7 protein-coding genes are annotated in these 13475 nt (G+C 57.8%); 4 read left to right on the top strand and 3 right to left on the bottom strand.

The window, feature by feature from the left end:
- Positions 1–158: 158 nt before the first annotated feature.
- Positions 159–3011 carry a two-component system sensor histidine kinase RcsC gene (rcsC, locus tag DBY66_RS07935; RefSeq protein ID WP_108569511.1) on the top strand — a complete coding sequence of 951 codons (2853 nt, stop codon included), beginning with the start codon at positions 159–161 and terminating at the stop codon, positions 3009–3011.
- 46 nt (positions 3012–3057) lie between these two features.
- Here the strand turns inward: rcsC and rcsB are convergent, their stop codons facing one another.
- Genes rcsB through DBY66_RS07920 form a run of 3 tightly spaced genes read right to left on the bottom strand, consistent with a single transcriptional unit; the run spans position 3058 to position 7541 of the window.
- The gene (rcsB, locus tag DBY66_RS07930; protein WP_033750421.1) at positions 3058–3708 is read right to left on the bottom strand and encodes a response regulator transcription factor RcsB; all 651 of its coding nucleotides are present in this window, start codon (positions 3706–3708) and stop codon (positions 3058–3060) included.
- Position 3709: 1 nt separating this feature from the next.
- Complete coding sequence (rcsD, locus tag DBY66_RS07925; protein ID WP_108569512.1) at positions 3710–6364, bottom strand: phosphotransferase RcsD; 2655 nt, start codon at positions 6362–6364, stop codon at positions 3710–3712.
- 22 nt (positions 6365–6386) lie between these two features.
- Positions 6387–7541, bottom strand: a complete 1155-nt coding sequence (locus tag DBY66_RS07920; RefSeq protein WP_039385523.1) for an MFS transporter — start codon at positions 7539–7541, stop codon at positions 6387–6389.
- A gap of 561 nt (positions 7542–8102) precedes the next feature.
- Here DBY66_RS07920 and DBY66_RS07915 point away from each other — a divergent pair.
- From DBY66_RS07915 to DBY66_RS07905, 3 genes are read left to right on the top strand one after another with little or no spacing between them, the layout of a single operon-like run.
- Positions 8103–9878, top strand: coding sequence for an Ig-like domain-containing protein (locus DBY66_RS07915; RefSeq protein ID WP_108569513.1), 1776 nt, complete (start codon positions 8103–8105; stop codon positions 9876–9878).
- 52 nt (positions 9879–9930) lie between these two features.
- Positions 9931–12063: a type I secretion system permease/ATPase gene (locus DBY66_RS07910; protein WP_108569514.1), complete on the top strand. Its 2133-nt coding sequence runs from the start codon at positions 9931–9933 to the stop codon at positions 12061–12063.
- Positions 12050–13195, top strand: coding sequence for an HlyD family efflux transporter periplasmic adaptor subunit (locus DBY66_RS07905; RefSeq protein ID WP_071668050.1), 1146 nt, complete (start codon positions 12050–12052; stop codon positions 13193–13195). Before DBY66_RS07910 ends, DBY66_RS07905 begins: the two co-directional genes overlap by 14 nt.
- The last annotated feature ends 280 nt before the right edge of the window (positions 13196–13475 follow it).

The following is a 13475-nucleotide window of genomic DNA, read 5'->3' as shown; positions in this document are numbered from 1 at the left end:
AGCACCTTATCAGCGGCAGGTCAGGGCAACCGACCTGCCGTTTTATTATCTGAGTTTTCGCCCCGCACCTCTGCACCAACTGGCTTTTTCGCAGCGATAAAGCTAGTGTATGTGCACCTTTTTGGGTCCTGTTAACCGTTACCGCCAGTGAGCCTCTCTTGAAATATCTCGTCTCCTTTCGCACCACGCTTCGTATCTCGCGCTATCTTTTCCGGGCGCTGGCGCTGCTGCTCTGGTCGCTGGGTGCATTGCTGACCACCTTCTACATCATCAATGTGCTGCATGAAAAAGAGAACGGAATACGCCAGGAGTTTGCGACGAATTATGGTAAAGCAGAGTGGTACGTCCGGCACTCGGCTGACGTCATGCGGGAACTGAAGTACATCACGGAAAATCGTCTTAGCAGCAGCGCTAACGGGCTGGACATGCTCAACGCCATGCCCGCCGGTAAAAGCACGCTGCCGCAGTTTACGCCGCTCTTTTCCGACGGTGACTGCACCTCAATGAGCAACACCTGGCGCAACTCGCTCGACTCGCTCAGCTACTATATCAACTACTGGAAAAGCAATTTTGCTGCGGCCTATGAGCTGAATCGCGTGTTTTTTATCGGCGGTGAGAGCCAGTGCCTGGCTGATTTCACCATTGGCAGCAGCAATCCGTTAGATCGGGAACGCAGCATGAAGGCGCTGCGCGAACATGTGCTGCACTATCGCAACAGCAATGAGGAAGATCGGCGCAATCCGATGTACTGGATCACCGACAGCACGCAGCCCGGAAGCGGCAACTTCTATATGGTCGTCCCGGTTTACGTCGCCAACAAACTTCAGGCGCTGCTGGGCGTTGAGCAGAATATCCGGCTGGATGAATTTGTTCAGCCCGGCGGACTGCCGCTGGTGGCGACCATTACCGATGAAAATTACCGCCCGCTGCTGAGCAGCCGCCGCAGCGGACCCGGTTACGCGCTGGACGATCTGCCCGATGAGAGCACCTGGTTTGGCTACCTCGACAGCTACCGCCAGCTGGTGCTGAAAAAGCCGCTGCCGCCGTCAGATCTGAATATCATCTGGTCTCTGCCCACGTCGGTAATGGTGGATCAGCTGCGGCTGCTGCTGCTTAACGCGCTGCTGCTTAACATCTTCAGTGCGATTGTGCTTTTTACTCTGGCGTGGATATTTGAGCGCCGCATGTTCCTGCCGGCGGAAGATAACGCGCACCGGCTGGAGGAGCATGAGCAGTTCAACCGGAAAATTGTCGCGTCGGCACCGGTAGGAATTTGCATTCTGCGCACCAGCGATGGCACCAATATTCTGAGCAACGAACTGGCGCACAACTATCTTACGCTGCTGACGCAGGAGGATCGCCAGCGGCTTAATGAAATTATCAGCGGCCAGCAGGTGAATTTTGTTGATGTGCTGACCGGCAGCAATACCAACCTGCAGATCAGCTTTGTGCATTCGCGCTACCGCAATGAAAATGTGGCCATCTGCGTGCTGGTTGATGTCTCATCCCGCGTACGTATGGAGCAGTCGCTGCAGGAGATGGCGCACGCCGCTGAACAGGCGAGCCAGTCGAAATCGATGTTCCTCGCAACCGTCAGTCATGAACTGCGTACGCCACTCTACGGCATCATCGGTAACCTCGATCTGCTGCAGACCAAAAGCCTGCCCAAAGGGGTGGAGTCGCTGGTCACCGCCATGAACAACTCCTCCAGCCTGCTGCTGAAAATTATCAGCGACATTCTCGACTTCTCGAAGATAGAGTCAGAGCAGCTGAAAATTGAGCCGCGTCCTTTCTCACCGCGCGAAGTGATTAACCATATCACCAGCAACTATTTATCGCTGGTGGTGCGCAAGCGTCTTACGCTCTATGTCTTTATGGAAAACAACGTGCCGCTGGCGCTGGATGGCGATCCGCTGCGGCTGCAGCAGGTGATCTCCAACCTGCTTAATAACGCCATCAAATTTACCCATACCGGTTGCATTATTCTGCACGCCTACGTTAAAGAGGGCTATCTTGCCTTCCGCGTGCGCGATACCGGGGTCGGCATTCCTGCCAGAGAGGTGACGCGGCTGTTCGATCCTTTCTTCCAGGTTGGCTCCGGCGTGCAGCGCAACTTCCAGGGCACCGGGCTGGGACTCGCAATCTGCGAAAAACTGATCAACATGATGGATGGCGATATTGAGGTCGATTCTGAACCGGGAATGGGCAGCCAGTTTATCGTACGTATTCCGATCTACGCCGGGCAGCAGCCGGCGCCGCCGCTGCTGGATGGCCTGCAGGAGAAAGCGATCTGGCTTGACCTGCGCAACGACTATCTCGCTGCGTTTCTGCTGCGCCTGCTGCAGCAGCAGGGACTGAAAGCGGCAGCCTGGCAGGGACAGGCAGAAAGCGATGATGTGGTGATAAGCGATCACGACGATTCACTGGCGCAGGCGGTGCGCGCGCGCATTCTGATCTGCGGTGAGCATATCGATATGCCGCAGGAGCGCTCGCCGGGCGTCTGGGTGCAGAGCAGCGCAACGCTGCACGACCTGCCGCTGCTGCTGGGTCGTATCTATCGCATCACGATTGACAGCGATACCACCACGCCGCTGCCGCCGCCTGCGGCAGAGAATGCGAGCAGCAATGAAGATATTATGATTCTGATTGTGGATGATCATCCCATCAACCGTATGCTGCTGTCGGAGCAGCTCGGTACGCTGGGCTATCAGACCAAAACGGCGCAGGATGGCGTTGATGCGCTTAACGTGCTGAGTCGCAATCATATCGACATCGTACTGAGCGACGTAAACATGCCGAATATGGATGGTTATCGCCTGACGCAGCGGCTGCGCCAGCTGGGGCACGTGTTCCCGGTGATTGGCGTAACGGCGAACGCGCTGGCGGAAGAGAAGCAGCGCTGTATGGATGCCGGTATGGATAACTGCCTGTCGAAACCGGTGACGCTGGATGAGCTGAAAGTCACTCTGGCGCACTACGCTGCCCGCGTGCGTACCGGTCGTCAGGCGTAGGGCAGGGGATTAAGCGAACGGGCGGCCTGCGGGCCGCCTGCAAAGATTAATCTTTGTCGATCTGCGTGGCGCTGACCGAGGAGAGGTAGTTCAGCAGTGCGATATCGTTATCCACACCCAGCTTCATCATGGCTGATTTCTTCTGGCTGCTGATGGTTTTGATACTGCGGTTCAGCTTCTTGGCAATCTCAGTGACGAGGAAACCTTCAGCAAAGAGACGCAGTACTTCACTCTCTTTCGGCGACAGACGCTTGTCACCGTAACCACCTGCGCTGATCTTCTCCAGCAGTTTGGCAACGCTTTCCGGCGTATATTTTTTGCCTTTCTGCAGTGCGGCCAGCGCTTTTGGCAGATCGGTCGGAGCGCCCTGTTTCAGCACAATCCCTTCAATATCGAGATCCAGAACGGCACTCAGGATCGCCGGATTGTTATTCATGGTCAGAACAATGATCGAAAGATCGGGATAGTGACGCTTGATGTATTTGATCAGGGTAATGCCGTCGCCATACTTCTCGCCAGGCATTGAGAGATCGGTGATCAGAACATTCGCGTCCAGCTTGGAGAGGCTGTTGATCAGTGCTGTGGAGTCTTCAAACTCACCTACTACGTTAACCCATTCAATCTGTTCCAGAGACTTACGGATACCAAACAGAACAATGGGATGGTCGTCGGCAATAATTACGTTCAGGTTATTCATCTTATTGGTTACCTTGCTGCAGCAGTTGATTGACATAAGCGTCAATTTCACTGGTGGTATTTTTAATGGTTAAATCGTCGCACATTTTAATGTGCTGTTCTAACGCTTCACAAAGCTGTTTACCCGGCAGCAAATTGAGCATGGCAAAAACGCCTTTCAGGCGATGCGCTGTCTGAGCAAGAGAAGGATAGTCGCTATCCGACGCTTCAGTATACAGTCTCCTGACATCAGGCGGTACTGTCTCGGTAAACAGCTGGAAATAGCCGCCGCTTAACAGCGGTGTGCCAGCCTCATTTTCTTCACTCTCCTCCATCAAATCACTGGCCAGCTGCTTTTCAATCAGGGCCAGCAGTGCGTCAAGCAGGGCGTTGCTGAGGTTATAATTCACGCGATACTGTCTGTCGTTCAGGGCGTGATGCCCCAGCTCATCGCCCGCCAGCAGTAATGCCCAGCCGCTGAGATGTTCAGGGTCGTCCGTGATCAGGACATCATGCTCCTGACCCGAGAGCCGTTCATCTGAGGTCAGGCACTTAGCGCCCCAGTTCTCCAGATGACGACAGACGATTTTCTGTACATCCTCCACTGCTATATCGACCAGAGCGGTCACGCCCTCCAGTAATTTTTCTTCCTGCTCCTCCAGCAGCAGCTGCAGCGTCAGCGGCAGCTGGATGTTATAGCGCGTGCCGATATCGGGTTTAGCGATAATGTCTAACTGGCCGCCCATCTGCTTGCAGAGCTGTTTACAGAGGAAAAAGGCCATTCCGGAGGCCTGACCAAAACGATCCTGCGACGTCTCACCAAGATAGGGGAAATCGGCGTTGGTCAGTTCATCCGCCGTTAGCCCGGAACCGGTATCGACCAGCTGCAGCTGCAGCACATCAGGCTTGTTCGCTGGCGTTTTCACTTCCAGCGTGATTTTTCCCCATTGCGTGGTAGTGAGCGCATAATGCATCAGGGTGGTCAGCACCTTACGCAGCGCGCGGCGATCGCCGCTGCGCATTTCATCATTCGCCAGCTGGTTGTTTACCACCAGCGTCAGGCCCTTGCGTCGCAGCAGCGGCAGGCTCTCCAGCGCAATCTCATCCAGCAGATCCTGCAGATTAAACGGGCTGGTTTCCGGCGACCAGTCATGCGCTTCCAGCCGGTTCAGCAGCACGATATCATCGACCAGGCGGGCCAGCCGCTGGCTCTCATCCAGCAGATCCAGCACGCTCTCATCGTCACTGCGCTGGCTGAGCTGCACCAGCCGCGTCACCATATCCTGCAGCGGGCGGTTCAGCGCATGGCCAAGCTGCTGCATCAGCTGCTGGCGCATCTGGTGATTGCGGTCCAGTACCTGCTGTGCTTTCTGCAGCTTCTTATTAACCAGCAGTTCGCGATCCTGATCGCGCATCATAAACAGCTGCGTGTGCGGCGACAGCACGCTGCGTGCGTGACGGATCTCATAGACTTCGTTATTGATAGTCGCCTGCAGCACGCCCTGATGCTGATCGGACATATTGATAATCTTCTGCAGGTTCAGGTGCGGCAGCAGGTGATCGGCAATCTTATTACTTAGCAGGGTGCGGTTAGTGGCGAAGTCATACACCAGCAGCCCGACCGGCAGGCTGGCGACGATCTCTTCGTTCAGCATACGCAGCGAATCGAGCTCTGCGCTCTGATTCTCATTCGGGCGCAGCGCCTGCTGACGCAGCAGGGTCACGCCGGCAATCGACAGCAGGAAGAGCAACAGGTTGATAAGCAGCGGCCACATCAGGTTATGCAGCATATCAAGCGCAAGGCTAACCAGCGGTACGCGATAAACCAGCTGCAGCGGCGTGCTGGGCAGCGAGGCAGCGATCTCCAGATCCGGGTTAACCAGCGTAACGCTGGTCGTGCCGTCGCTGCCGTCATCAGTGCTGCTGCCCGGGGTCGCATCCTGACGCAGCTGAAAATTCTCCAGCGGCAGGTTCTGCGGCACCAGATCGTTAACCGGCAGATCGAAAGCTACCACCGTTGCCAGATGACCCGGCTGGTTAAAGGTGGTGCGCAGCGTAAAGTAGTGATCGTTCTGCCAGGTAAAATGACGCAGTGGAGAGAAGCTCTCGCGCTCATCCAGGGCGTTAGCCTGCTGCAGCATCTCAGCCCGGCGGCTGTCGACCAGCGTATTTAGCGCGCTCTCTTTGTAGCGCGTTGCCATATCTTTCAGCGGCAGGGTAGAGATCATGATCAGGCTATTATCCTGACCGTTCAGAAAATACATCGACCATGCCGGGTTTTCCGCACCCCATAAAGTATCGAGATAGCCGGACATACGCATAGTCATATCCAGCGTGCTGCCGTCGTGCGAACCGAAAATCAGCGCTTCCGTTTTGCGGCGCGTTTTTTCCAGATAGTAAACATCCGGGCGCAGCCGGGTCTCCTGCAGCGTGCTGTTTGGCGCAGAGCCGGCCGCACTGGTGGCAAGATTTTCGTAAATCTGCCAGGTGGCGAAGCGGTAAGCGTCGATGCGTTTTTGCATATCACGCGCCAGGTCAGCCATGGCATAACGCTTTTCGGCAATCCAGGCGCTGACGCTATTGTGCACCACGGCGCCCAGCGCCAGCAGCAGCACCAGGTTAAACACGACAACAAAACGCGTAACGTTACCGGAAGTCAGTGGAAATTTATAAAGCATAGTGAGTCTCAGGATCCTGCAATCAACGCGTAACCCGGCGTGCGCTGGCGGCGACAGCCAGCAGCATCAGAGCAATCAGCAGGAATGCACCGCTTAGTGTGAGCCACTGGGAAATAAAGCCGATTAACGCCGGGCCTGAGAGAATACCCGCATAGCCTAACGTTGTCATGGCCGATATCGCCAGGTTGACAGGCATGGCCTGCTGGTTACCGGCGGCATTAAACAGCATCGGCACTGTATTCGCCAGCCCGAATCCGACCAGCAGAAACGCCAGCAGTGCGGTTTGCGGCCAGGGGACCAGCACGGCCAGCGTCATACCTGCACTGGCTGCCAGCGCGCCGGTAAGCATGACGTGATAGCGGCCAAAGCGCTGAATGATTTTGTCGCCGGTCAGCCGGCCAATCGTCATGGCAACCGAAAACACCGCATAGCCCAGTCCGGCATAGGCTACGCTGAGGCCCGGGCTCTGCAGCAGGAGCAGGGCGCTCCAGTCGAGCACGGCACCCTCGGCGAGGAACAGAATAAAGCAGAGGCAGCCGAGAAAAGCGACCCAGCCACGCGGGATCACCAGCCAGGGTTCATCAGCCTGACGCAGCCGCTCGCTCATCAGGGTTGGCAGACTGCAGCAGAGCAGCACGGCGATCAGCACCATCATAATCGCGATGGCCTGCAGCGGCGTCAGCCCGGCACCCAGCAGCAGACTCACCGCACCGGCGCCGATAATGCCGCCGAGGCTGAAGAAGCCGTGAAAGCCTGACATCATCGGCTTGCCCGCCGCTTTTTCCACGTGAACCGCCTGCACGTTCATCGCCACATCCAGCATGCCGAGTCCGGCGCCGAATAGCATCAGCGTAAACGCCATCGCCCAGAGATGATCCAGCGTGGCAAGCAGCGGCAACACCGCCAGAATCAGCAGCGCAGAGCAGGTCATAATCCGGCGGCAGCCAAAACGACCAATCAGCGCCCCCGTCACCGGCATAGCGGCCAGCGAACCGATGCCCAGACATAGTAAAAGCCCGCCGAGGGAGGCTCCGCTCAGCTGCAGACGCTGGCTGGCGTAAGGCACAAGCGGCGCCCAGGCAGACATACTCAACCCGGCGATAAGGAAAACAGTGCGCGTGCCGAAATTAACACGCTGATGCAGTTTGGCTGGCTGTGCGGCGTCCAGTGCAGTCATAGTCGTTATTTTGATCCGCTGTTAAAGCGTCGAAGTTTAGCATCAATGCAGGCGGTGCAGCGGAATTAACGCGCAATTTGCGTTGCCTGCTGCTGCACAGGAATCGGACATCTTACCGATATTTGCCCGGGCCAGAATTTTTTCCAGATATTTCCTGGTACTGCCTGACAGATATTAAGTGACATAACGCAAATTAAGTCAGGTGATTGATGACATATACTGATGCAATAAGCGAGAGATCACTGGCTGACTATGGTTTTCGCTGGTTGCGCGTTTTACAGCCATTTTCCGGATTTTTGCCACCAGACAGCAGCCGGTAAAGCGCGCTAAGATAAAGCAGGCCACCGCTGAAGGGGCCGCTTATAGCAAGATCGCCACGCACGCCAGCCCGGCCGGGAGCGCGCATTTAACGTCATACCTTTAACCTTGTTACCTGCGGGTAACCCGTTTTCATCAGGTGAAACGGGCCATGCTGTTATGGCCTGTATGGCGCACCGATCTGCCTGAAACATTAATACAGGTAATCACTGGTGCAATGCATACTCCGTAACGAGGTTACCTATGTTTTCAGGCCAATCCACTTCATCGTTTGCGTCGTTATTTACCTCTGGCGCTGAACGTGTCAGCCCGATTATGACCAGCCGGCAGCACCGCGATACCACGCCACCGGCCGCGCTACATCCCTATGAACCGCTGGCGCAGGATGGCGTGATCGCCGCCTGGGAGAGCAATCGCGCCATTTACCTGCGCGGACGCGCGGAGCAGGAGCCAGGCGCAACGGTCACGCTCAGCTTTAATGGCGAAAGCTGGCACAGCACGGTCAACCACTGGGGCTACTGGCATGCAACCATGCCGCCTTCGATATTACAGGGTCTTGCGGATGGCAACTACAGCCTGACGCTGACCATCAGCGATAAAGCGGGTAACAGCACCGCCACCGAAGTCGGGTTTGGCGTCTATGTGGATAAAACGCTCCGTCCGGAGATCAGCGTGGCGCCCGTGAGTGGTGATAACGCGATTAGCGTAGCGGAGGGCATTTACGGCGTGGAGGTGAGCGGACTGGTGACGCATATGCCGCTTAACAGCCATGTCACGCTGACGCTGGGAAACAGAAGCACCACTGCTCTCGTTGATGAGCACGGCGCATGGCAGGCAACGTTTACGCCGGAGGATCTGCACGCGCTGCCGGATGGCGTTTATCAGCTGCAGGTCAGCGCCCGCGAGCCGAATGGCAAAACCAGCACGGTACAGCATGAGCTGACGCTGGTAACCCATCCGGAGAGCCTGCCGCATATCAGCTTTGACAGCGTTACCGCTGACAACGTCATTAACTTTGCTGAGAGCCAGCAGGATCTGATGCTGAGCGGAACGCTCTCGGCGCTGACTCCGGGCCAGAAGCTGGAGCTCTGCGTCGGGGATAACGTTTATCACGCCGCGATTGATGCACAGGGTCACTGGCAGGCGATCGTTCCTGCCGGCGAGGTCAGCAGCTTTATTTCGCTCGGTGAAGTCCGCGTTTACGCGCTCGACGCCGCCGGCAACAGCACCGACACCACGCTGGAGCTGAATGTCGTGACGACGTTGCCGGACATCTACTGTGAAATGAATATTGGCGGCGATACCTTCCTTAACGCACAGGAAGCGCAGCAGCCGCTGAGCTTTTATCTTGAGGGTGTCAACCAGCTTACGCTCAACGGTAAGGCCTATACGCCAGTCAATGGCATGGTAACGCTCAGCGTGGCCGACCTGCAGGCGCTGCCGGATGGACCGGTCAGCGCTATGGCCGAACGCTGGGACAGCTACGGTAATCACGACAGCCAGACGCTCAGCGATCTGTTCACCGTGGCGGTTCACCAGCTGCCATCGCTGACCCTGCAGCAGCCGTTTGGCGATGGCGTCATCGCGCCCGGCGACATGGATCACTGGCACCTTATTCAGGGTAGCTCTGACCATCTGACGCAGGGAAGCCTGGTCACCGTCACGCTGGGCGATCGGCACTACAGCGCCGCAGTGGATGAGAGCGGAGAGTGGTCGCTGACCATTCTGGCGGGTCAGCTGGCGACGCTGGAGCCGGGCAGCTATCAGATGAGCGTCAGCGCGCAGGATAAAGCGGGCAATCTGGCCAGCGCTGTCCGGACGGTAACGGTAGAGGACGCCGGCAGCACAGATTTCAGCGCGACCACTATCGATTCTCTGCTGGCGCACTACGGTGCCGGAGAGGCCATACCGGATGCCGCAGCGGCGGGGAGTGAGCCTGACCATTACTACGGCAGCAGCGATGCTGCCTGGACGCTGGCCGATCATCTGCAGCAGCAGCCGGTAGCGGCACTGATATAAATTATCTGCGCCACACGCAGGACATCACTCTTTTCTAAAAGGCGACCCAGGGATGCGTTCACCCTTGCATACGCGCGACGAAGCGATTGCCGCGCTAAACCGGGCTGCGGCCGCGCTGGGGATCGCCACCGATCGCCGTCGCCTGCAGCTTCAGTGGCTGGCCGCGGCGTCACCGCAGGCGCAGCTGACAGATCTGGCGCAGCATATGGGGCTGACGCTGCAGTTTGTCAGCGCCCGCAGGCTGCGCTGGCGGCAGGCCGTAATGCCGCTGCTGCTGCGCCTTAACGACGGCACGCTGGCGCTTGCAGAAGCGGCAGATGATGAGGGGAGGGTGCATTACTGGCTGAGCGCAGGCGGTGACGGCCTGCGCTCAGCTCCGCTGAGTGACCTGCTGGCACAGGCGCAGCCGGAAGTAGGCGTGATTACGCTGGCGACCCGCGCACGGGATGCGCGCATGGATGAGTTTGTTCGTCCCTGGCAGCCACACTGGTTATGGCAGCATTTTCGGCCAATGAAGCGACGCCTGGTGGAAATCAGTCTCGCCTCGCTGGTCAGCAATATGCTGGCGCTGGCGGGGATCCTGTTCTCAATGCAGGTGTACGATCGGGTGATACCAGCCCGGTCACAACCCACGCTATGGGTGCTGTTTGGCGGAGTGATGCTGGCGGCGCTGATGGAATATCTGATCCGGCTGGCGCGTACCCGGGTTGCTGACGGCATGGGAAAGCGGATCGATCTGGCTCTCTCTGCGCAACTCTTTGCCCGCGCACTGCGCATCCGCAATGAGGCGCGGCCGCGCTCCACCGGGGCTTTTATTGCTCAGCTGCGTGAGGTTGAGCAGGTACGTGAATTACTGACCTCTACGACGGTAAGTGCCGCAGCGGATATCCCTTTTGTGGTGCTGTTTCTGGTGATTTTATCCGCGATTGGCGGCTGGCTGGTGCTGGTGCCGCTGCTGGCGATCCCGCTGATCGTGATCCCGGGGCTGCTGGTACAGATCCCGATGGCGCGGCTGGCTAAAGAGGGCCAGCGTGAAAGTGCTCTGCGGCAGGCGCTGCTGGTGGAGACGCTGGAAGGGGTAGAGGATATCAAGGCGCTGCAGGCTGAGGCCGGGTTTCAGCGGCAGTGGGAACAGACCCACGAAGTCAGCGCCACGCTCGCCAGCCAGCAGCGGCTGTGGGGCGCGCGTCTTACCGGCTGGGCGGGCAGCGTGCAGCAGCTGACCTACGCGGGGATGCTGGTCGCCGGGGTCTATCTGATCCTGAACAATCAGATCACTACCGGTACGCTGGTGGCCAGCAGCCTGCTCTCCGCGCGTACGCTCGCTCCCCTGATGCAGCTGACGCTGGTATTTTCGCGCTGGCAGCATGCGCGCAGCGCCATGACCGGACTTAATGAACTGCTTAAAAAGCCGGTTGATCAGCCGCAGAGCGGCGTGCCGGCTTATGCGGCGGTGCTCCGCGGACACTATGAGCTGCAGCAGGTGCGCTATCACTATGATGAAAGCAGTCTGCGTGCGGTTGCTATCGGGAGCCTGACAATCCGTCCCGGTGAGCGCATCGCGATTGTCGGCGGAGCGGGAGCCGGTAAATCGACCCTGCTGAAAATCCTGGCCGGGCAGGCGCTGCCCGACAGCGGGCGCATCATAATCGATGGCGTCAGCATGCAGCAGCTCGATCCGGCAGATTTGCGGCGGCAGCTCGGCTGGCTGTCGCAGGATTCGCGCCTGTTTTTCGGTACGCTGCGGCAGAACCTGCTGCTGGGCAATCCGCACGCCACTGAACAGGAGATGCTGCAGGCGCTGCGCATAAGCGGCGCGTTATCGCTGCTGCAGCAGGATGCTGCCGCGCTTGACCGCCTCATTCATGAAGGAGGGCGCGGGCTGTCTGGCGGCCAGCGACAGATGATTCTGCTCAGCAGAATGGTGCTGCGTCAGCCACAGATCGTGCTGCTGGATGAGCCGACGGCGGCGCTTGATGAACCGCTGGAGGCGCAGGTGATCCGTCAGCTGGCGCAGTGGCTGCCGGGGCGTACCCTGGTGCTGGTCACGCATCGTCCGGCGCTGCTGGGGCTGGTCGATCGCATCATTGTGATGAAGAACGGCGAGATTGTGGCTGATGGCCCGCGCGATGCCATTCTGCAGCGCAGCGCTTCACGGACGGAGGTAGCAGATGAACAGAGATAACGAGGCGGCGTCGTCGCGCATTATCTGGCTCTGCGCGCTCACGCTATTGCTGCTGCTGATCTGGGCGCACGTTGCCGTGCTGGATGAGGTGACAACAGGCAGCGGCAAGGTCACGCCCTCCAGCCGGGCGCAGATTATCGATAATCTGGATGGCGGGATCCTCAAACAGCTCAGCGTGCGCGAAGGCGATATTGTCCGTAAGGGGGAGCTGCTGGCCACGCTCGATCCCGCCCGCTACCAGTCCAGCTACGGGGAAGCGAGCGCCAGGGTGCGGACACTGCGGGCGACAGCAGAGCGGCTGGATGCTGAGCTCAGCGATCGTCCCCTGCAGTTCAGCGCGGATATTCGCCGTTACCCGCAGCTGGTCGCCCGTGAAACTCAGCTCTATGAGTCGCGCCGGCAAAACCTGACGACAACGCTGCAAAACCTTCAGCAGTCGCTAAAGCTCGTACAGGCGGAACTCAATCTGACTGAACCGCTGGTGGCGCGCGGTGCGGCAGGTAAAGTTGAAGCGCTGCGGCTGCGGCGCCAGGTCAGCGATCTGCAGGGAAAAATCGACGAGGTGCATAATGACTACGCTGTGCGAACGCATGAGGAGCAGGTCAAAAACAGCGCAGAGCTGGATGCGCAGCTGCAGGTTGCGGCAGGCAGAGAAGATCAGCTGACGCGCACCGCGCTGCTGTCACCGGTGTATGGCATCGTCAAAGCTATCGCTATTACCACGCCGGGCGGTGTGGTAGAGCCGGGCGGTAAACTGATGGAGATTGTCCCGCTAGAGGATCGGCTGCTGATCGAGACACGCGTTGCGCCACGCGATATCGCCTGGATCCGGGCCGGGTTGCCCGCAACGGTCAAAATTACCGCGTACGATACCGCGATTTATGGCGATCTGCCGGGCATCGTCGAGAGCGTTTCTCCGGATACGCTGCAGGATAGCGACCTGCGCGAGCCACCCTATTTTCGGGTCTATGTGCGGACACAGACGGCAACGCTTACCAGCCGGCGCGGTCAGCGCTTTCCTGTGCTGCCGGGTATGCTGGCAGATGTGGAGATAAAAACCGGACAAAAATCGGTGCTGGATTATCTGCTCAAGCCGCTGAATAAAGCGGCCGAAGCGCTGCGCGAGCGCTGAATGCATTATTATATTGGCGGGGAAATAGCGCAGATAAAAAAATGCCGGACAAATATGTCCGGCGGGAATCAGGGTAAAACACTCATTCGGGATGAATGAAGATAATAATAAAATAAATGATGATAGCGTGGATAATTGTAGAGGCTGGCAGCAACAAAGTTTTATCATTCAGTGCGGCATCAAATTAATGTAGCTATTTGAATGCGAAGGAATTTAATCCGGTTTGTTTATTCGTGCTTTATTTTTTGTCAATATGTGCTGATTATTAGTTCCACGATAT

It is taken from the genome of Pantoea sp. RIT413, from assembly GCF_003057675.2.
Taxonomy (GTDB): Bacteria; Pseudomonadota; Gammaproteobacteria; order Enterobacterales; family Enterobacteriaceae; genus Pantoea; species Pantoea eucrina.
The sequence above is the reverse complement of the archived record's forward strand: the minus strand, read 5'-3'. Positions and strand labels throughout refer to the sequence as shown.

Bases quoted from the DNA above. Each gene is read 5' to 3' on its own strand.
- DBY66_RS07905 (WP_071668050.1), top strand. From the start codon at position 12,050: ATGAACAGAGATAACGAGGCGGCGTCGTCGCGCATTATCTGGCTCTGC.
- rcsD (WP_108569512.1), bottom strand. From the start codon at position 6,364: ATGCTTTATAAATTTCCACTGACTTCCGGTAACGTTACGCGTTTTGTT.
- DBY66_RS07910 (WP_108569514.1), top strand. From the start codon at position 9,931: ATGCGTTCACCCTTGCATACGCGCGACGAAGCGATTGCCGCGCTAAAC.
- DBY66_RS07915 (WP_108569513.1), top strand. From the start codon at position 8,103: ATGTTTTCAGGCCAATCCACTTCATCGTTTGCGTCGTTATTTACCTCT.
- rcsB (WP_033750421.1), bottom strand. From the start codon at position 3,708: ATGAATAACCTGAACGTAATTATTGCCGACGACCATCCCATTGTTCTG.
- DBY66_RS07920 (WP_039385523.1), bottom strand. From the start codon at position 7,541: ATGACTGCACTGGACGCCGCACAGCCAGCCAAACTGCATCAGCGTGTT.